General features: G+C 63.5%; 23 protein-coding genes. 12 read left to right on the top strand and 11 right to left on the bottom strand.

The window, feature by feature from the left end; all coding sequences use genetic code 11:
• Positions 1 to 11 precede the first annotated feature (11 nt).
• The 3 genes from Q4G20_RS01155 to pdxH form a co-directional block, all read right to left on the bottom strand.
• Positions 12 to 512, bottom strand: a complete 501-nt coding sequence (locus tag Q4G20_RS01155) for a DUF192 domain-containing protein (RefSeq protein WP_303341279.1) — start codon at positions 510 to 512, stop codon at positions 12 to 14.
• Positions 493 to 1071: a cold-shock protein gene (locus tag Q4G20_RS01160; RefSeq protein WP_303341280.1), complete on the bottom strand. Its 579-nt coding sequence runs from the start codon at positions 1069 to 1071 to the stop codon at positions 493 to 495. The genes Q4G20_RS01155 and Q4G20_RS01160 overlap by 20 nt, the downstream gene beginning before the upstream one ends.
• Before the next feature lie 147 nt (positions 1072 to 1218).
• Positions 1219 to 1833 (bottom strand): pyridoxamine 5'-phosphate oxidase, encoded by a 615-nt coding sequence (gene pdxH, locus Q4G20_RS01165; protein WP_303341281.1) that lies wholly within the window; start codon positions 1831 to 1833, stop codon positions 1219 to 1221.
• Between the two features lie 74 nt (positions 1834 to 1907).
• Between pdxH and fabI the strand changes: the two genes are divergently transcribed.
• The 5 genes from fabI to Q4G20_RS01190 all read left to right on the top strand — a co-directional run bounded on the left by fabI (position 1908) and on the right by Q4G20_RS01190 (position 5111).
• Positions 1908 to 2735 carry an enoyl-ACP reductase FabI gene (gene fabI / locus Q4G20_RS01170; RefSeq protein WP_303341282.1) on the top strand — a complete coding sequence of 276 codons (828 nt, stop codon included), beginning with the start codon at positions 1908 to 1910 and terminating at the stop codon, positions 2733 to 2735.
• Between the two features lie 43 nt (positions 2736 to 2778).
• Positions 2779 to 3393 (top strand): LysE family translocator, encoded by a 615-nt coding sequence (locus Q4G20_RS01175; RefSeq protein WP_303341283.1) that lies wholly within the window; start codon positions 2779 to 2781, stop codon positions 3391 to 3393.
• A gap of 11 nt (positions 3394 to 3404) precedes the next feature.
• Positions 3405 to 3905: a xanthine phosphoribosyltransferase gene (gene gpt / locus Q4G20_RS01180; RefSeq protein WP_303341284.1), complete on the top strand. Its 501-nt coding sequence runs from the start codon at positions 3405 to 3407 to the stop codon at positions 3903 to 3905.
• Positions 3905 to 4423: a DUF2127 domain-containing protein gene (locus Q4G20_RS01185; RefSeq protein WP_303341285.1), complete on the top strand. Its 519-nt coding sequence runs from the start codon at positions 3905 to 3907 to the stop codon at positions 4421 to 4423. Before gpt ends, Q4G20_RS01185 begins: the two co-directional genes overlap by 1 nt.
• Positions 4424 to 4487: 64 nt before the next feature.
• A complete protein-coding gene (locus Q4G20_RS01190) occupies positions 4488 to 5111 on the top strand; it encodes a PRC-barrel domain-containing protein (RefSeq protein WP_303341287.1) in 624 nt (207 codons plus the stop codon).
• A gap of 35 nt (positions 5112 to 5146) precedes the next feature.
• Here Q4G20_RS01190 and trpE read toward each other — a convergent pair whose 3' ends face one another.
• The 3 genes from trpE to Q4G20_RS01205 form a co-directional block, all read right to left on the bottom strand.
• The gene (trpE, locus tag Q4G20_RS01195; RefSeq protein WP_303341289.1) at positions 5147 to 6649 is read right to left on the bottom strand and encodes an anthranilate synthase component I; all 1503 of its coding nucleotides are present in this window, start codon (positions 6647 to 6649) and stop codon (positions 5147 to 5149) included.
• Entirely contained in the window at positions 6649 to 8532 is a 1884-nt protein-coding gene (locus Q4G20_RS01200) for a SurA N-terminal domain-containing protein (RefSeq protein WP_303341291.1), read from the bottom strand. Before Q4G20_RS01200 ends, trpE begins: the two co-directional genes overlap by 1 nt.
• Positions 8533 to 8674: 142 nt before the next feature.
• Entirely contained in the window at positions 8675 to 9466 is a 792-nt protein-coding gene (locus tag Q4G20_RS01205; protein WP_303341293.1) for a hypothetical protein, read from the bottom strand.
• Positions 9467 to 9577: 111 nt separating this feature from the next.
• Between Q4G20_RS01205 and Q4G20_RS01210 the strand changes: the two genes are divergently transcribed.
• The 5 genes from Q4G20_RS01210 to lexA all read left to right on the top strand — a co-directional run bounded on the left by Q4G20_RS01210 (position 9578) and on the right by lexA (position 13535).
• Complete coding sequence (locus Q4G20_RS01210) at positions 9578 to 10174, top strand: aminodeoxychorismate/anthranilate synthase component II (RefSeq protein ID WP_303341295.1); 597 nt, start codon at positions 9578 to 9580, stop codon at positions 10172 to 10174.
• Positions 10171 to 11190, top strand: a complete 1020-nt coding sequence (gene trpD / locus Q4G20_RS01215; RefSeq protein WP_303341297.1) for an anthranilate phosphoribosyltransferase — start codon at positions 10171 to 10173, stop codon at positions 11188 to 11190. Before Q4G20_RS01210 ends, trpD begins: the two co-directional genes overlap by 4 nt.
• Positions 11187 to 11852 (top strand): uracil-DNA glycosylase, encoded by a 666-nt coding sequence (locus Q4G20_RS01220; RefSeq protein ID WP_303341298.1) that lies wholly within the window; start codon positions 11187 to 11189, stop codon positions 11850 to 11852. Before trpD ends, Q4G20_RS01220 begins: the two co-directional genes overlap by 4 nt.
• Before the next feature lie 9 nt (positions 11853 to 11861).
• A complete protein-coding gene (gene trpC, locus Q4G20_RS01225) occupies positions 11862 to 12662 on the top strand; it encodes an indole-3-glycerol phosphate synthase TrpC (protein WP_303341299.1) in 801 nt (266 codons plus the stop codon).
• Positions 12663 to 12824: 162 nt separating this feature from the next.
• On the top strand, positions 12825 to 13535 hold the full coding sequence (lexA, locus tag Q4G20_RS01230) for a transcriptional repressor LexA (protein ID WP_303341300.1): 711 nt from the start codon (positions 12825 to 12827) through the stop codon (positions 13533 to 13535).
• A 16-nt stretch (positions 13536 to 13551) separates the two neighbouring features.
• Here the strand turns inward: lexA and hemC are convergent, their stop codons facing one another.
• Positions 13552 to 14490, bottom strand: coding sequence for a hydroxymethylbilane synthase (gene hemC / locus Q4G20_RS01235; protein WP_303341302.1), 939 nt, complete (start codon positions 14488 to 14490; stop codon positions 13552 to 13554).
• 77 nt (positions 14491 to 14567) lie between these two features.
• Here hemC and hemE point away from each other — a divergent pair, with 77 nt between their 5' ends.
• Positions 14568 to 15596, top strand: coding sequence for a uroporphyrinogen decarboxylase (hemE, locus tag Q4G20_RS01240; RefSeq protein WP_303341304.1), 1029 nt, complete (start codon positions 14568 to 14570; stop codon positions 15594 to 15596).
• Here the strand turns inward: hemE and hemF are convergent.
• Positions 15593 to 16459 carry an oxygen-dependent coproporphyrinogen oxidase gene (gene hemF / locus Q4G20_RS01245; RefSeq protein ID WP_303341306.1) on the bottom strand — a complete coding sequence of 289 codons (867 nt, stop codon included), beginning with the start codon at positions 16457 to 16459 and terminating at the stop codon, positions 15593 to 15595. The two genes, hemE and hemF, sit on opposite strands and share 4 nt — an antisense overlap.
• Positions 16460 to 16517: 58 nt before the next feature.
• Here hemF and Q4G20_RS01250 point away from each other — a divergent pair, with 58 nt between their 5' ends.
• Entirely contained in the window at positions 16518 to 16934 is a 417-nt protein-coding gene (locus Q4G20_RS01250) for a hypothetical protein (protein ID WP_303341308.1), read from the top strand.
• A 1-nt stretch (position 16935) separates the two neighbouring features.
• Here Q4G20_RS01250 and Q4G20_RS01255 read toward each other — a convergent pair whose 3' ends face one another.
• Genes Q4G20_RS01255 through clpS form a run of 3 tightly spaced genes read right to left on the bottom strand, consistent with a single transcriptional unit; the run spans position 16936 to position 19048 of the window.
• Positions 16936 to 17736: an SDR family NAD(P)-dependent oxidoreductase gene (locus tag Q4G20_RS01255; RefSeq protein WP_303341310.1), complete on the bottom strand. Its 801-nt coding sequence runs from the start codon at positions 17734 to 17736 to the stop codon at positions 16936 to 16938.
• The gene (locus tag Q4G20_RS01260) at positions 17733 to 18716 is read right to left on the bottom strand and encodes a methyltransferase (protein WP_368660769.1); all 984 of its coding nucleotides are present in this window, start codon (positions 18714 to 18716) and stop codon (positions 17733 to 17735) included. Before Q4G20_RS01260 ends, Q4G20_RS01255 begins: the two co-directional genes overlap by 4 nt.
• 2 nt (positions 18717 to 18718) lie before the next feature.
• Positions 18719 to 19048 carry an ATP-dependent Clp protease adapter ClpS gene (gene clpS / locus Q4G20_RS01265; RefSeq protein ID WP_303341312.1) on the bottom strand — a complete coding sequence of 110 codons (330 nt, stop codon included), beginning with the start codon at positions 19046 to 19048 and terminating at the stop codon, positions 18719 to 18721.
• Positions 19049 to 19058 lie beyond the last annotated feature (10 nt).

Genomic DNA, 19058 nt, shown 5'->3' on the forward strand with positions numbered 1-19058 from the left:
CGTCCGCGGCGTCAAGCCGGGGCGCAGGGCAACGCGGCGCGGGTCTGGTTCAAACGAGGATGCGCCATGGCCTGACCGGGGGCCAACCCGTGTTCCGCCGCCAGCCCGCCGCCGATTTCCAGAACCATCAACCGATTCGGGTCGGCATCACCGGGCGCCGCGCCGGGGATCGGCGTTTCATCCAGAGGCCGCGCATTGGCGTGAATGTGACGGATCACACCGCGATCATCCAGAAAGATCAGATCCAGCGGGATCAGCGTGTTGCGCATCCAGAACGACGCCGGTTGCGGCCGGTCATAGATGAACAGCATCCCCTGATCGGCGGGCAATTCCCGCCGATACATCAGCCCACGCGCGCGGGTTTCAGGGGTATCGGCCAGCTCAACGGAAAAGCTGGTGCCGCCCTGCCCCGAAAATTGCACCCTATCGTCGCGGCACACCGGATCGGCCGCCGCTGCCCCGCTGAACGCGAGCAACAGCCCCGCGGCGATATTACAGCGCAGCGTTTTCATCGGAACCGTTGCAATAACCAGCATCCTGCGCGGCGGCGTCGCCGGTGATGGCCGCGTCCCAGGCCAGAACCTGCGCCGCGATCAAGCCGCGCGCGCCCTGGAACAGGCGCAGGGCGACAGCCTCGCCGATGGTCAGGTCCGAAAACCCCGACTGGCGCAGCACCTCGATATGGATGAACACATCGTCGCTTTGGCCAAAAACATTGGCGAAACCAAAGCCTTTTTGCTTATCGAACCATTTCACGCGCGCGGCATGCAGTGGCAACTGATCCAAGTTTTCGATCACGTCCTGTCCCAAATCCGCGATAGGGGGCGTGCCGTCACCTTCTGGCGCCCATATTTCGACAACTTCGGTTGCCTGAATGCCGCGTGCCGTGACATGAGCCCGCACCACCATGCGCGCATTATCCGCAACCGAGCTGCGACCAAAATTCCGCAGCACATTCGCGTGCAGCAAAACATCCGCGCCGCCGTCGCTGTCCAGAATGAAGCCGTACCCCTTGGCAGGATCAAACCACTTGACCAAGCCAGTAATCAGCTTTGCATGGTCATCATTCATCCAAGCAACCTCGCTTTGCTCAATAAGAGGCCAGAGTTATGCGTGATTTTTTCACACAATGCAAATCGGCCTTATCTATCGCGCATCGCAAACACACAAATCAACCGTGAAAGGCACAAAAAACCATTCTTTACCTAACGTCAATAGTCACGGTGACAGCCGGACGACATTCCAGGCTTGATTATTGTTCAGGCTCCACCGAAACCGGTCATGCAACCGAAAGGCGCCATCGGCCCAGAACTCGATCTGCACCGGTGTGATTCGGAACCCACCCCAAAACGGCGGGCGCGGCGGGTTCAGGCCGTGGATCACGCCCTGACGCGCGGCTTCGGCCATCAGGGTGGTGCGGCTGTCCAAGGGCTGCGACTGGTGCGACGCCCACGCCCCCACCCGGCTTTGCAAGGCCCGGCTGGCGAAATAGGCGTCGGCGTCCGGACCATCTTCGCGCATCACCGTTCCACGCACGCGAATCTGACGGCGCAGCGATTTCCAATGCATCACAAACGCCGCCTTGCCGGTCCCCGCGATCTGCTGGCCCTTGGCGCTGTTATAATTGGTGTAAAAGACAAATGACCCGGCGGTCCCCTGCCCTTCGATGTCCTTTAACAGCACCATCCGCACATCGGGCAATCCGTCGGCGTCCACTGTGGACAGCGCCATGGCGTTCGGATCATTGGGTTCGGTTTTTTCAGCCTCGGCCAGCCAGTTACGGGCAATGTCGAACGGATCATTGCCTGCAAAAATCCCGCTTCTGTCGGTCATGTGTGCGATCTTTCTTGATGCCTTGCGTGACTTACCATAATCACAGCAAAAAGTTGAGCCGTAGGGGGTCATGAATGTCAACAAGCGAAAAAACGGGCCTGATGGCTGGCAAACGTGGCCTGATTATGGGGCTGGCAAACGATAAATCCATCGCATGGGGCATTGCCAAAGCACTGGGCGATCAGGGCGCGGAACTGGCCTTCAGCTATCAGGGCGATGCCCTGAAAAAGCGGGTCGAGCCGCTGGCCGCGCAACTGGGATCGTCGCTGGTCCTGCCCTGCGATGTGGCCGATGAAGCGTCGATCGACGATCTGTTCGCGGCTTTGCAACAGGAATGGGGAACGCTGGATTTCATCGTTCACGCGATTGGTTTTTCCGACAAAGAACAGCTGCGCGGCCGTTACGCCGAAACCACGCGCGACAATTTCATGATGACGATGGATATTTCCGTCTATTCCTTCACCGCCGTTGCGCGCCGCGCCGCCGCGATGATGCCGAATGGCGGGTCGATGCTGACCCTGACCTATTACGGGGCCGAGCGCGTCATGCCGCATTACAATGTGATGGGCGTCGCCAAAGCCGCGCTTGAGGCCTCGGTCCGTTATCTGGCCGAAGATTTCGGCAAAGACGGTATCCGCGTCAATTCCATCAGCGCCGGTCCCATCAAAACGCTGGCCGCGTCGGGGATTGGTGATTTCCGTTACATCATGAAATGGAATGAACTGAACTCGCCCCTGCGCCGCAATGTGACGCAAGAAGACGTGGGCAAATCCGCGCTGTATCTGCTGTCCGATCTGGGATCGGGTGTTACGGGCGAAACGCATCACGTTGATGCGGGTTACCACGTTGTCGGCATGAAGGCTGTGGACGCGCCCGACATCGCCACCGTGGTCAAAGGCTGAGATTTCGGTTCTTTGAGTATTTAGACACAGAAGAAGCCGGGCGATGCTGTCGATTACCGCCGATCAGCTTGCGGCTTTTGTCGCGACCCTGACCGTGGCGATTCTGTCGCCCGGTCCCGGCGTGATCGCGGTGTCGCAAAGCGCGTTTGCGTTAGGGTCGCGGCGGGCCTTGGTCTATGGCTGGGGGCTCGCGTTTGGGGCGTCGTTATGGTGCCTGTTTTCGCTGCTGGGGCTGACGGTGCTGTTCCGGGTGGTGCCGTGGACCTATGCCCTGCTAAAGCTGGCGGGCGGGGCCTATCTGATCTGGATTGCGTGGAATATGTGGCGTCATGCGCGTGATCCCCTGCCCGACCCGGCGCAAGGGGCGGCGGGAATCAGCCTGTGGGGCGGTATGATTCTGAACCTGTCGAACCCGAAACCCGCGCTGTTTTATTCCGCCGTTCTGTTGTCGCTGTTCCCTGTGATGCTTACGGTTGCCGATAAGGCCGCGATTTACGCAACGGCATTGTCGGTCGAGCTGTTCTTTTACACCGCTTTGGCGCATCTGATGGCTTTGCCATGGCTGCGGCGTCGGTATTATGGCGCGAAATTCTGGATCGACCGGGGGGCGGGGCTGGCCATTGGCCTGTTGGGCCTGTCCCTGATCATCCCCAACTAAAGGAACCTGCAATGACCGAGCGTTTACCCCACGAAAAGGGCTTTCACGTCAGTTGGGACCAGCTGCACCGCGATGCGCGCGCCTTGGCCTGGCGTCTGGATGGCAATGACTGGCGCGCCGTAGTGGCCGTGACGCGCGGCGGCTTGGTTCCGGCGATGATCGTGGCGCGCGAATTGGACATCCGCACGATCGACACGATCAGCATCCGTTCGTATAAAGGTCAGGGCGCTGCTGCCGGTCAGGGCGAATTGCAGGTGCTGAACCAGCCCGACCCCGCGCTGATGGGCGACGGCACCGGGATTCTGGTCGTCGATGATCTGGTTGATTCGGGGCGCACGCTGGAACTGATCCATCAGATGTATCCCAAGGCGCATTTTGCGACCGTCTATGCCAAACCCAAGGGCAAACCGATGGTGCAAAGCTATGTCACCGAGGTGTCGCAGGATACCTGGATTTTCTTCCCGTGGGATATGGCGCTGCAATATGTCCAGCCCTTCCGCGGCGAGGATTGATGCACCATCGGCGCGGGCGGTATGGCGTTCTGCATGGGCTGTTTCAGGCCAGCATCGCCATGAAAGCCGCCTTTGCCACGCTGGAAACGCTGTCCGGCGCGGCGTTGTTATGGGCCAGCAATGACGCCCTGATCGGGTTGGTGGACTGGCTGACCCACGCCGAATTGATCGAGGATCCGACCGCCCCCGTCGCAGGCTGGCTGGTGGCGCAGGCGGCGCGGTTCGACGCCAGCAGCCAGCATTTTTATGCGCTTTACCTGCTGGGCCATGGCGCGATTAAGCTGGTCGTTCTGGCGCTGTTGGCGCGGCGGATTTCCTTTGCCTATCCGTTGGCTATGGTCGCGTTTGCGGGGTTTGTTGTGTATCAACTGCACCGCTGGACGCTGACCGGGTCGCCGGTGATGCTGGCGCTGTCGGCCTTTGACGGGTTGGTGATCTGGCTGACATGGCGGGAATGGCGGTCCGGCCCTGCGCGCGATATTCCGCCGGTCGCGGGAACCGCCACGGAACCGAAGTAACGCCCGCGCATTATCCTGACAGTCGCACGCAACAATGTGTCGCGAACAAACAGGAGATCAGAATATGCGTAAGCTTCTTTTGACCACCATCATTGCCCTGCCGCTGTCGATGGGCGCGGCACTGGCTCAGGACACGGCCGCCCCGAACGCCCAACAGGCCGCCGAGGCGCAGGCCGCCGCTGACAAAGCTGCCGCCGAGGCATCCGCCGCCACCAAGGTCGAGGTGCAGCAAGCCGCAGGTGAATTGCGGATCGACTGGATCACCGGCACCACCGTTCACGCGCCCGACGGCACCAGCATCGGGTCGATCAACGACCTGATCATCAGCGAAGATGGCCAGATGAAGGCCGCTATCGTTGGCGTCGGTGGTTTTCTGGGCATCGGCCAGAAACAAATCGCGCTGCCGTGGTCGGATTTGACGATCAACTTTGACGCGCGCGAAATCACCAGCACCCTGACGAAGGAAGAGGCCGACGCCGCGCCGGAATATGTGTTCCGCGATCAGGCGCAGGCCCCGGCGGCAACGGCTGGCACCGCGCCCGCTCCGGCGGCCACGGACATGCCGCCCGCAGCGCCGGTCGAAACGGCACCGCCCGTTGAACCGACGCCCGCGCCTTTGGAACCTGCGCCCGCCCCGGCGGAAACGGCCCCGGTGGATGGCACCACCACCCCGGCACCGACCAACTGATCATACAAAAATGGCGGCCACCCGGCCGCCATTTTTTATCCGTTCCCGCGAACAAACCGGGCCGCGCCCTCGGCCGCGCGTTGCAGGGCGCGGCTTTTGTTGACGGTTTCCATAAACTCAGCCTCGGGGTCGCTGTCGTAAACAACGCCGCCGCCCGCCTGAATATACAGCGCGCCATCCTTAATCACGCCGGTGCGCAGGGCGATGCACATATCCATTTCGCCATTGGCCGCGAAATAGCCGACCCCGCCGCCGTAAACGCCGCGCTTTTCGGGTTCCAGTTCGTCGATGATTTCCATGGCCCGCACCTTGGGCGCGCCGCTGACCGTTCCCGCAGGCAGCCCCGCCAGCAGCGCCGACAACGCATCCTGATCATCGCGCAATTCGCCCACCACATTCGACACAATATGCATCACATGGCTGTAGCGTTCGATGACGAATTGTTCGGTCGGGCGCACCGTGCCGGGACGCGCCACGCGACCCACATCATTGCGGCCCAGATCCAGCAGCATCAGATGTTCGGCCAGTTCCTTATGATCGCCCAGCAGATCGGCTTCGAGCGCGCGATCCTCGGCCTCGTCCGCGCCACGGTGGCGGGTGCCGGCAATGGGGCGGATGGTGACCTGATTGTCGCGCAGACGCACCAGAATTTCCGGGCTGGCCCCCGCAATCTGAAAATCGCCCATATTCAGGAAAAACATAAAGGGCGACGGATTCGTGCGGCGCAGGCTGCGATACAGCGCAAAGGGCGGCAGCGGGAAATCCATCCGCCAGCGTTGCGACGGCACCACCTGAAAGATGTCCCCGGCGCGGATGTAATCCTTGGCGCGTTCAACGGCGGCCAGATAATCGGGTTTGGTGAAGTTCGACACCGGTTCGCCGATCCGCGCATCCTGACCCAAGGCGCGGGGTTCGGACGGTTGCCGGTCCAGCGACCGCAGCGCGTCCATCACCCGTTCCGCCGCACGGGCATAGGCCGCGCGCGCATCGCCGCCGTCATGCCAGGCGGGGGCGCAGAGGGTGACTTCGCCCTTCACCCCGTCCAGAACGGCGACGACGGACGGGCGCATCAGGATCGCATCGGGCAAGTGCAGCGGGTCGGGATTCACATCGGGCAGATGTTCGACCAGCCGGATCATGTCATAGCCCAGATAACCAAACAGCCCCGCCGCCACCGGCGGCACGCCTTCCGGCATCGTGTCGATCCGCGTTTCCGAAATCAGCGCCCGCAGGCTGTCCAGCGGGTGACGGTCATCATCCTGAAAATCCTGCGAAAACCGCGCGTTGCGATTGATCCGGGCGCGGCCATCATGGCATTGCCAGATCAGGTCAGGCTTCATCCCCACCACGGAATAACGCCCGCGCACCTCGCCCCCGGTGACGGATTCCAGAACAAAGCTCTGCGGGGCGGCTTCGGCCAGTTTCAGCATCAGGCTGACCGGCGTGTCCAGATCGGCGGCAAGGCGGGTCGTCACCAGCTGGTTCCGGCCCGCATCCCATTCGCGCTGAAAATCAGCAAAATCAGGCGAAAGCTGCATCAATAAACCTGCGCATTGATCGCGTTGATGGCGGACTGGTTCACCTCGATCCGGGTGCCGCGCTGAATAGAACGGGCATAGAATTCAAACACATCGGCCTGCAAGGACTGACCCAGACGGCCCGCCACAACCGACTGAATCCGCTGCGCGTCATCGCCGGTCAGATCGGCGGCATGGGTCTGATCCAGACGGACCAGAAACACCCGGTCGCCCGCATCGACCAGTTCCACCTCACCCGGTTCGGACAGGGTAAACGCCTGTTCCAAAGCCTGCGCGGGCAGCGCGGCCATCCAACTGTCGCGGGTCAGGCCGGTTTCGACGGTCCATTCCGGCGCGGGGTCAGCTTCGGGCGCGGCCCCGTTCAGCGGCGCAGTCGTTTCGGCAAGCGCGGCCACCTGCTGATCGGCGCCCAGTTTCAGCAATTGACGGTGCAGTTCGCCCGCCCGCCAATCGGCCAGCACATCCGCGCGCACATCGTCAAACGGAATCAGAGCGGGCGGAACCACCTCGTCCAGACGCAGGGCGAACAGCCCACCATCGGCCAGCGTCAACAGTTCGGGGAAGTCATTCACGCTGATCGCTGCGGCGCGGTCGCGGAACGCCTGATACCCGGCAATGCTGCCTTCGGCGGCGGGGGTGGTTTCCGACCAGTCGATCTGGCCCAGCTCCATTTCCGTATCCGCCGCGATTTGTTCCAGCGTGTCACCACCCGCCAGACGGTCTTCCAGATCAAGCATCCGGTCGCGGATCACGCGGGCGGCGCGGTCCAGTGCCGCTTCGGCCCGCAGGCTGTCGCGGGCCTGATCAAAGCTGACATCGACCGGATCCAGAATCGCGTTCACCGCAAACAGCGCGGGGCCAAGATCGGTCTGCACCGGCCCAACCACACCCGGTTGTTGCAGCGCGAACACCGCGTCACCGGCGGCACCCAGCGACGCCTGCGTCACCTCGCCCATGTCGATCGCGTCCAGCGTCAGCCCGCGTTGCAGCACGAAAAATTCAAACGGCGCTTCGTTCGCGTCGATCTGAGCCTTGGCGGCGGTTGCCTCGGGTTCGGACGGGAACACCAGACGGCTGACCAGACGGCGTTCGGGTTGCTGAAATTCGGCCAGATGCGCGTCATAGGTCTGACGCAGCGACGCCTCATCCAGATCAACGGTCGGGGCCAGCATTGCGGGCGTCACCCAGACATAGCTGATGCGGCGGATTTCCGGCGCGGTAAAGCGGGCGGCATTGGCGCTGTGCCATGCCTGCAAGGTCGCTTCGTCCGGTTCGGCAATCGCGGCGGGCAGGTCCGATTCCACCAATTCGCGCCAGCTGATGTCGCGGGTTTCCAGAACCCAGCCGGTCGTTTGATTGACCATGGCCTGCGGCGCCACCACGCCCCCGGCAATCGCGCGCTGCAACAGCATCCGCGATTCATCCACGCGCACGGTTTCCTCTAACTCATTGGCCGACATGCGTTCGCGGCGCAGAAAATCGTCATAGGCGGCGCGGCTGAACTGACCCGTAATCCCTTGAAATCCGGGAATACTGGCGATGACATTGGCGACATGCTGATCGCCCACCGACACGCCCATCAGGCGCGCCTGTTCGGCCAGCGATGCGGCGGTGAACAATTGCGCCTGCACCTGCTGGGTCAGGCCGATCTGCTGCGCCTCGGTCGCGGAAATATGGCGGCCGGTCTGCTGCGACAGGGCGTTCATCTGACTTTGCAGCGCGCGGGCGTATTGATCGGCGGTGATTTTCGTGTCGCCAACCGCCCCCACCCCGGACGAGCCGCCGGAAAAGCTGGTGATCCCGAAACCGCCCAAACCCACGACCATCAGACCCATCAGGATCCACACAATCGTTGACTTGCCCGTTCTGCGCAGATTCGACATGATGCGCCGCCCCTTTATTTTATCTTGCACGCTGTCTTAGGACGACGCGCCGCGCGCGACAACCCTGTGGCCCACATGGCGAAGGGCCGGGCGGCAAAAAAAGCCGGGGCGGATGCTGCGTGGTGTTTTCGGCGCATGAAGGTTAATCGCGACCCAGATTGAGCGCGGGCAGCCGCAAATCCGGCGCGGCCTGTGACGCGCCCGCGGGCCGCGTGGATCGTTCCGCCGTCTGGTTCGGCGCGGCATCGCGGCTGGGCAAGGCTGCGGGCAAAGCGGGCGTGTGGGGCCGCGCCACATCCCCGACCGAAGGCGCGGCAACCACATCCCCATCCCCGACCAGAGCCGGATCAACACGGCTTGGCCCGGACAGAATTGCGGGCGGAGCCACAGGATCGGCCAGAATATCCGGCGGCGCGCCCGCCCCCGCCACCTGCGGCAAGGGCGCGGCGGTATCGCGGTCCAGTGCGGTTTCCGACGCGTCGGGCGTGATCGGCGCAAAATCTCCGCCGCGACCGAATTCAGACCCAACCGGCAGCGTCACATCATCAACTGCGACCGGCACAGGCGGTTGCGGGTCGGTATCCGTCGGCGGGGTTGGGGTTGGGGTTGGATCGGGCTGAACGGCGCTGTCGGTCGTCGCAACCGCAGTGACGGGCGCGTCGTCGTTCGGCGTCGGCGCAACGTCGGGCAACGCTGCGCTGTCGTCCGTGACATCAACCACAGGGGCCGCCGCAGCGTTGTCGGCAGGCTCAGCATTAACCACAACTGCGCTTTCCGGGGCTGGCTCAGCGGCAGGCACCACAGCCGCGCCTGCCTCGGCCTCAGCCACAGCCGAATCCGGCACCACAACCGGCACCGCCAGCGATAACGCAGCCAGAGCCAGCACGCCCAACAACGTGCCGTGACACAATCCGATAAAAAACCGGCCTGCCATTGTTGCGTCACCTTTCGGTTTGGGCGGGCTTGACCCCGCCGCGTGGTTCAGCACATCTATAGCCTATGGATTTTCCGGGGGAAACCATTCCCCTAAAACTTGAGCTAATGAATGGCCTCGATCCTTCTGATTGATAACTACGACAGTTTTACCTGGAACCTTGTGCATTATATGGGCGAGGCGGGGGCGGATGTGACCGTTCGCCGCAACGATCAGATCACCGTGGCACAGGCGCTTGATCTGAACCCGGACGGCATCGTTCTATCGCCGGGGCCGTGCGACCCCGATCAGGCGGGCATCTGTCTGGACCTGATCGCGGCGGCGGCTGAACGCGGTTTGCCTCTGTTCGGGGTCTGTCTGGGGCATCAATCCATCGGGCAGGCCTTTGGCGGGCGGATCGTGCGCGCAAACCGCATTTTGCATGGCAAAGTGGACAATATCGACCATGACGGCACCGGCGTGTTCACCGGCCTGCCCAACCCGATGCGGGCCACGCGGTATCATTCGCTGACGGTGGAACCCGAAACCCTGCCCGCCTGTCTGCGCGTCACGGCGACATCCGATGACGGCACGATCATGGGCCTGATCCACCGTGACCTGCCGATCGAGGGCGTGCAATTCCACCCCGAATCCATTGCGTCCGAACATGGCCATGACATGATCCGCAATTTCCTGGACCGCTGCACCCCGCGAAAGGCCGTCGCATGACCGACATTCGCCCCCTGATCGGCATCGCCGCCACCCGCCCCCTGACCGGACCCGAGGCCGAAGCCGCCTTTTCCGCCCTGTTCGACGGCGCGGCGACTCCGGCGCAGATCGGCGGGTTGCTGATGGCGTTGCGGGTGCGGGGCGAAACCGTGGGCGAAATCGCCGCCGCCGCGCGGGCGATGCGCGCGCGGATGAACCGCATCACCGCCCCCGATGGCGCCATGGATATTGTCGGCACCGGCGGCGACGGCAAAGGCACGCTGAACATTTCCACGGCGACCGCCTTTGTGGTCGCAGGCGCGGGCGTGCCGGTCGCCAAGCACGGCAACCGCAACCTGTCGTCGAAATCGGGCGCGGCGGATGCCTTGGGGCAGATGGGCATTAACGTGATGGCCGGCCCTGCCGCCGCGCAGGACGCCATCCGCAGCGCCGGGATTTGCTTTATGATGGCCCCGATGCACCACCCCGCCATGCGCCATGTCGGCCCGCCGCGCGCGGAACTGGGAACGCGGACGGTCTTTAACCTGTTGGGTCCGCTGACAAATCCGGCATCCGTCCGGCGTCAGTTGACCGGCGCGTTCAGCGCGGATTGGATCGGCCCAATGGCGCAGGTGCTGCGCGATCTGGGGTCAGACGCCGCGTGGCTGGTCCATGGCAGCGACGGCACCGACGAAATCAGCATTGCGGGCGAAACCTCTGTGGCCGCGTTGCAGGATGGGCAGATCACCGAATTCACCATCACGCCCGCCGATGCGGGCCTGCCGACGCACCCGTTCGAATCCATCATCGGCGGCGATCCCGCCCATAACGCCGCCGCGTTTCGCGCGCTGTTGCAGGGTCAGGGCGGGGCCTATCGCGATGCGGTGTTGCCGAACGCGGCGGCGGCGTTGCTGGTCGCGGGGCGCGTGGACAATCTGCCCGATGGGGCCGAGCTGGCCGCCCAATCCATCGACAGCGGGGCCGCGCGCGCGAAGCTGGCCGCCTTGGCCGAAGTCACCGGCCCGCCCGAGGCATGATCCCCCCCGCGCCTTGGGCCGATCTGCCCTTTTTCCGCGATGACTGGCCCGCGATCCGCGACCGGCTGGCGGGGGGGGATTTTCTGCCCGGTCCTGACCGCCTGTTCGCCGCACTGGACGCCGTGGCCCCCGATCAGGTGCGGGTCGTGCTGCTGGGCCAAGACCCCTATCCGACGCCGGGTCACGCCAACGGGCTGGCTTTTTCGGTGACGCGGAAAACCCAGCCGCCGCGATCTTTGGTCAATATCTTCAAGGAATTACGCGATGATGTTGGACATGCGCCGGAATACGGCGACCTGTCCCATTGGGCGGCGCAGGGGGTGCTGTTGCTGAACACCGCGCTGTCGGTTCTGCCCGGTCAGGCCGGGATTCATGCCGGTTGGGGCTGGGACCGGCTGGCGCGTCAGGCCGTCGCCCGCGCCCAAACGCATGGCCCGCTGGCGTTCGTTTTGTGGGGCAATCACGCGCAAAAGGCGCTGTCGGGCCTGCCCCGCCCGCAGGATTTGGTCATCGCCACGGCGCATCCCTCGCCCCTGTCCGCGCGACGGGGGTTTTTCGGCAGCCGCCCCTTTGGCCGCGTCAATGAATGGTTAACAACACAGGGCCACGCGCCGATTGATTGGGTGGGATCGCCCCTTTCGCCGCCGCCCGGCCACGATTAAGGTTTGATTATGGATATTCTGGATAAAATTCGCGCCTATAAGCTGGACGAAATCGCCGCCGCCAAGGCCGCCCGCCCCCTGTCTCAGGTCGAGGCGCAGGCCCGCGCCGCATCCGCCCCGCGCGGCTTTGCCCGCGCGCTGACGGAACGGGCGGCACATGGCCCCGCGCTGATCGCTGAAATCAAAAAGGCCAGCCCGTCCAAGGGCTTGATCCGTGCTGATTTCAACCCGCCCGCCTTGGCGCGCGCCTATCAGGACGGTGGCGCGGCCTGTTTATCGGTGCTGACCGACGGCCCCAGCTTTCAGGGCGCGCCCGAATTTCTGACCGCCGCGCGCGACGCCTGTAGCCTGCCCGCGCTGCGCAAAGATTTCCTTTATGACACTTATCAGGTGGCCGAGGCGCGCGCCTGGGGCGCCGATTGCATCCTGATCATCATGGCCTCTGTCGATGACACCCTGGCAGCCGAGCTTGAAGACGCGGCGACCCATTGGGGCATGGACGCCCTGATCGAGGTTCACGACGCCACCGAACTGGACCGCGCGCTGCGCCTGAAATCACCGATGATTGGGATAAATAACCGCAATCTCAAGACGTTCGAGGTGACTCTTGATGTGACGCGCGACCTTGCGCCGCGCATCCCCGCCGATCGTGACGTGGTGTGCGAAAGCGGGCTGTTCACCCCCGACGATCTGGCCGCGATGATGCAGGTCGGCGCGCGTCGTTTCCTGATCGGCGAAAGCCTGATGCGACAGGACGACGTGACAGCCGCCACCCGTGCGATTCTGGATGTTTCTGTCGCAGGGCATTGATCTAAAATAAAAAAACCACCCCCGCACGCAGTGACGGGGGCGGTTCAGTAATTTTGCGACGCTGAGCGGATATTAACCTTCGATTCATCATGTTTTGTTCTATTGATTGACGCGATTCGTTTGATCGCTTAGAACATTGATGGAACATAGCAGGGGGTTCTGATGCTGACCAAAAAACAGATCGAATTGCTGGAATTTATTCAGAAACGCATGGCGCGCGACGGCGTGCCTCCGTCCTTTGACGAAATGAAAGACGCGCTTGATCTGCGGTCAAAATCCGGCATCCACCGGCTTGTCACCGCGTTAGAAGAACGGGGCTTTATCCGCCGTCTGCCTCACCGCGCCCGCGCGTTAGAGGTGGTGCGCCTGCCCGACGCATTGGCCCATCTGGCGACGGACACCCAAACGGGTGATGTGGTCCCCACCCCTAAACTGGTCAGCAGCCGCCCCGACCGCCCCCGCAGCGCCCTGACCGTCACCGATTCACAGGCGGTCAGCCTGCCCCTGATGGGCCGAATCGCCGCAGGAGTCCCCATTGAAGCGATTTCCGAGGTGTCGCACCATGTCGCTGTTCCCGGCACGATGCTGTCGGGGCGCGAACATCACTATGCCCTTGAAGTCAAAGGCGATTCGATGATCGAAGCCGGGATCAATGATGGCGATGTCGTCGTGATCCGCGAACAGGACAGCGCCACCAATGGCGACATCATCGTGGCACTGGTTGATGGCCACGAAGCGACGCTGAAACGCTATCGCCGCCGTGGCGCCATGATCGCGCTTGAGGCCGCAAACCCCGCCTATGAAACGCGCCTGCTGCCCGAAGATGCGATCAAAATTCAGGGCCGTTTGGTCGGGCTGATCCGCAGTTACTAAACTGCGGACGCCGTGATCAATGCCCTGCCAAGAACCCCGGACCGGCGCGATGCAACAACTCTGCCGCCAAATCGGCGCCCATCTGCGCGCCTTCGGTAACAGCGCCCGAACGCTGGCCGTTAAAGGCCTGCGATCCATCAGGGGCCAGAATCTCACCCCGCAGGGTCAGGCGGTCGCCGTTTATCTCGGCCAGCCCGGCGATCGGGGTCTGGCACGACCCGTCCAGACGCAGCAGAAAGGCGCGTTCCGCAGCGACCCGGTGACCGGTTTCGACATGGTGAATCGGGGACAAAAGCCCAGCGACATCGTCATCCGCCGCGCGCCGTTCAATCCCAATCGCGCCCTGCGCCACAGCGGGCAGCATATGATCGGTGGAAATCGCGCTGCGCACGATATGCAGCATGTTCAGCCGCGACAGCCCCGCCATAGCCAAAAACGTCGCAACCGCCACGCCGTCATCCAGCTTTTTCAGGCGGGTTTGGACATTGCCGCGAAATTCGACCAGTTGCAAATCGGGGCGATAATGCGCCAGTTGCGCCCGGCGACGCAGGCTGGACGACCCGACCAGCGATCCGGCGGGCAGGTCGTCGATGCTGGCGACATGCGGGCTGACAAAGGCGTCGCGCACATCTTCGCGCGGCAACAGGCAGTCGATCACCAAACCATCCGGCTGGATCGTCGGCATGTCCTTCATCGAATGCACCGCGATGTCGATGTCCCCATTCAGCAACGCGTCTTCGATTTCGCGTGTAAACAGACCCTTACCGCCGATCTCCGACAAAGGACGATCCAGAATCCGGTCGCCCGTGGTTTTGATCACAACAATCTGGAACGCATCGGCGGGCAGATCATGCGCCGCCATCAGGCGGTCGCGGGTCTCATGCGCCTGCGCAAGCGCAAGCGCAGAACCGCGGGTTCCAATTTTCAGCGGGCGGGTGGGGTCAGGCAACGTCATCATATCCCTGACTTACTGCGCCGCGCGCGACTTGACAACGCCCGCCCCCTCGCCTTGATGGGGCAAACGGAGGCAATATGACCAAACTTCTTCTGCGCGCGCTTGCCGGTGAAACCTTGCACACCCCGCCGATCTGGATGATGCGGCAGGCGGGGCGTTATCTGCCCGAATATCGCGCGACCCGCGCGCAGGCCGGGGATTTCCTGTCGCTGTGCTACAACCCCGATCTGGCGGCCGAGGTGACACTGCAACCGATCCGCCGCTTCGGCTTTGACGCAGCGATTTTGTTTGCGGATATTTTGCTGGTTCCTCAGGCGCTTGGGGCGGATTTGTGGTTTGTGACTGGCGAAGGTCCGCGGCTGTCAACCATCACAAACGCCGATCAGGTGGCGGCGCTGAAACCCGCCGATGCCATTCATGACCGGCTGGCCCCGGTTTACGAAACCGTGCGTATTTTGGCGCGCGAGTTGCCGCGCGAAACCGCGCTGATCGGCTTTGCGGGCGCGCCGTGGACGGTGGCCACCTATATGGTTGCCGGTCGCGGAACCAAGGATCAAGGCCCCGCCCATGCGATGAAGGATGCCGACCGCGCGGCCTTTACCGCGCTGATTGACCGCATCACCGATGCCACGATCCTGTACCTGTCCGCACAAATCGACGCCGGGGCCGAGGTGGTGAAACTGTTCGACAGCTGGGCCGGCAGCCTGCGCGGTCAGGATTTCGACGATTTCGCCATCGAACCCGCGCGCAAAATCATCGCCGCGTTGAAGGCGCGGCACCCGAACACCCCCGTCATCGCCTTTCCGCGTGAGGCGGGCGACCGCTATATCGGGTTTGCGCGCGCGACCGGGGCGGATTGCGTCGCGACCGATAATTCGGTCAGCGCCGAATGGGTGGCGCAGCATGTGCAGCCCGATGGCTGCGTGCAGGGCAATATGGCCCCGCATCATATGGTCACCGGCGGCCCCGATCTGGTGGCCGAGGCGCAGCGGATCACCCGCGTCTTACGGGGCGGGCCGCATATTTTTAACCTCGGCCACGGGATCACGCCGGACGCGGACCCCGAAAATGTGGCGGCGATGATCGCGGCGGTGCGCAGCGCCTAGACCCATTTTGCCAATGGGGGCAGGCTCATTAACACCGCGTCGGGGTTGTGGCCTGTCTCTAACCCGAATTTGGTGCCGCGATCGTAAACAAGGTTGTATTCGGCATACAGCCCGCGATGCACCAGTTGCGCGTCTTTGTCCGCGTCCGTCCACGCCTGAACATGGCGCGATTCGGCCAATGGCAAGAACGCGGGCAGAAAGGCCCGCCCAACATCACGGGTAAAGGCGAAATCGGCATCCCAATCGCCGGTATTCAGGTCGTCATAGAAAATCCCACCGACACCGCGCGCCCGGCCCCGATGCGGGATAAAGAAATATTCGTCGGCCCATGCCTTAAAACGGTCGTAATAATCCGCACCATGCGGGGCGCAGGCCGCGCGCAGGGTGTCGTGGAAATGCGCCGTATCACCCGCATATTCGATGCAGGGGTTCAGGTCCGCGCCGCCGCCAAACCACCATGCGCCGGGGGTCCAGAACATGCGCGTGTTCATATGAACGGCGGGGGCGTGCGGGTTTTGCATATGCGCCACCAGACTGATTCCGCTGGCCCAGAAACGCGGATCGTCGGCCATACCCGGCACACCGCGCGCGGCCATGGCGGCCTGTGCGCGCGGGGCAAGGGCGCCATGGACCTGCGACCAATTGACGCCGACCTTTTCGAACACGCGCCCGCCGCGCATCACCGACATCAGACCGCCGCCGCCATCCGTGCCGCGTTCGGTCGGGGTCAGTTCGAACCGGCCTGCGGGGCGGTCGCTGGCGGCGCGATCCTCCAGCCCCTCGAACGCGGCGGTGATCTGGTCGCGCAATTCGCGAAACCATGCGGCGGCTTCTTCGCGCTGTTCCTGCATCTGTCCCCTCATCGTGATTTGCAATTTTATTTTGGGCGGTTAGCCTGCCTGAAACTTAGTGAGAGTCGCCATGCGCCGCAATCTGTCCCTTTCTGTCATCGCCCTGCCCGCGCTCTTGGCCGCCTGCGGGACGCCGCAGCAACGCTGCATTAACCAAAATACCGGGGAATATCGCGCGGTCAGCCGCCTGCTGGCGCAGGTCGATGGCAATCTGGCGCGCGGTTATGCGTGGGCCGAGCGCGAAGTCACACGCGAACGCTTTACCGAATGTCGCGATCTGCGCCGTGATGCGGATGGGACGTTGCAGCCGGTTTTGGTGCCGTGCTGGCGCGAATATACCGAAACCGAACGCTATCGGGTGCCGATTGACCCAGCGGCAGAGCAGCGCAAACGTGACAATCTGGCGGCGCGGCAGGCGGCTTTGGCCGCAAAGGCGAAATCAGCGGTTGCGGCCTGTCAGGCGGCTTTCCCGGAAACGCAGGGCTGATTTACCGCCCATCCGGCGCGGGAAATTCGTTTATTGGATCGCCCAGCCCGCGCCCGCCGTCAATGGTCAGGATCTGGCCCGTGACAAATCGTGCGCCGTCGCTGGCCAGATAATGCACGGCATCGGCCAATTCGTCGGGCGCGGCGATCCGGCCCAGCGGCGTGCCAGCGACGATCCGATCCCGCAGCCCCGGATGTTCGCGCAGATGCGCCTGCAATCGCGTGGACATCACGCTGGCATAGCGGACGCCGTTCACGCGGATTCGGTGCGGCGCCAGCGACAGCGCCAGCCCCCGCACCGCCTGTTCCTGCGCCGCCCCGGCAATGGACGCGGCCAGCATCGCCGGCCCCGCCGCTCGGGTCAGGACGGTCACAATCGCCCCCGTCGCGTCGCCGTCATGCGCCTGCGCGATCATCCGCCGCGCCACCATTTGCGACAGCCGCAGCGGGGCCGTGACATTTTGCCGCAACAGGTCATCCAGAACCCCAGAGTCCGGATCCAACGGGTCCGAGGGGCGCAGATCGCCCTGCACATTCACCAAAACATCAACGCGATCAAAGGCATCCAGCGTCACCGACAGCAGATTCGCCATGCCCAGATGCTCGGTGATCCGCCCGGCAAAGATGCGAATATCCGCATCCGTTCCGGCGTAATCGTCGCGCACCGCGCTCAGCGCGGCTTCGTTCGGGTCGGCGAACACAACGCGCATCCGCAGTTCCGCCAGATGCCGCGCAATCGCCAGCCCGACGCCCTGCCCCGCCCCCGTCACAATCGCGACGCGACCGGCGACGGACAGGCTCATCTCCGGGGTTTGCGGGGGCGGCCTGCGCCCGTCGCCTCGAACAATTTGAAGCGATTATCGCCGCCGATTTCAGTCACTTGGGCGAAATGTTCGGACAGCACGGTTTCATAGGGCAGATGCCGGTTCGCGACCATCCACAGCCGCCCCGCCCCCGTCAGCACCCGCGCGGCCGAGGCGATAAAATCCGCCCCCAGACGCGAATCGGCCACGCGGCCATCGTGGAATGGCGGGTTCATGATCACGCCATTCACCGGGTCAGGCAGACGAAAATCGCGCGCATCGGCCCAATGAAACCGCGCCCGCGGATCGGTGACGTTTTCACGCGCGGATGCCAGGGCGTCGTGATCAGCCTCGACCAGATGGATCACCTCGACCCCTTTTCGGGTCAGGGCTTGGGCCGACAACCAGCCCCAGCCCGCGCCCAGATCGACCAGCCGCGTGGGCAATTTGTCGGGCAGCGCCGCCGCCAGCAGGGCCGAACCGGGGTCGATCCCATCCGCCGAAAACACGCCGGGGCGCGTCACAAAGCCGGGCGCGACCTGACGCGGCGCGGCCTGCCAATCGGCGGGAACGGCGTGCAGAACCGCCCTGAAAATCTTGCCATGCGCCTTGCTGTGGACCTGATCCACCTCACCCAAGCCGCGCAATTCGCGCAAAACCGCATCGGCGCCATCGGTTTTCTGGCCATCCACCCACAGCACGCCGCCCGGCACCAGCCGCGCCGCCGCGTCGTATATCCACGCCCGCGCCGCCGCCTTGGCGCGCGGCAAACGGACCAGTGCCACGTCAAACGCGCCATCCACCTGCGGCGCGACCTGCCAGCCCTGCGCCGTCAACGCGCGATGATCGGGGAAATGCCCCTGCCGGATCAGCGTCTGCGCCGGGTCCAGCGGCGACAAATCGTCCCCCCCACGCGCGCCAATAACCAGAACGCGCCCATCCGGCGCGCCGTCGGGGAAAGCAAGATGCAGTCGTGCCACGTTTATTCTTTTTCCATGGTGCATTGCAGCGGGTGTTGCTGACGGCGGGCCAGCTCCATCACCTGCGCAACTTTGGTTTCGGCCACCTCATGCGAGAAAACGCCGACGACCGCCACGCCTTTGCGGTGAACGGTCAGCATGATTTCGATGGCTTGGGCATGGGTCATGCTGAACAGCCGTTCCAGCACATGCACGACAAATTCCATCGGGGTGAAATCGTCGTTCAGCATCAACACCTTATACATGGGGGGACGCTGCGGTTTCGCACGCGTTTTGACCGCCAGATCATGCTGGTCATCGGGAAAGTTGGGATCACTCATCCGGTGGGTCATGGGAAACGGT

The organism is Paracoccus sp. (in: a-proteobacteria) (assembly GCF_030538495.1).
GTDB lineage: Bacteria > Pseudomonadota > Alphaproteobacteria > Rhodobacterales > Rhodobacteraceae > Paracoccus.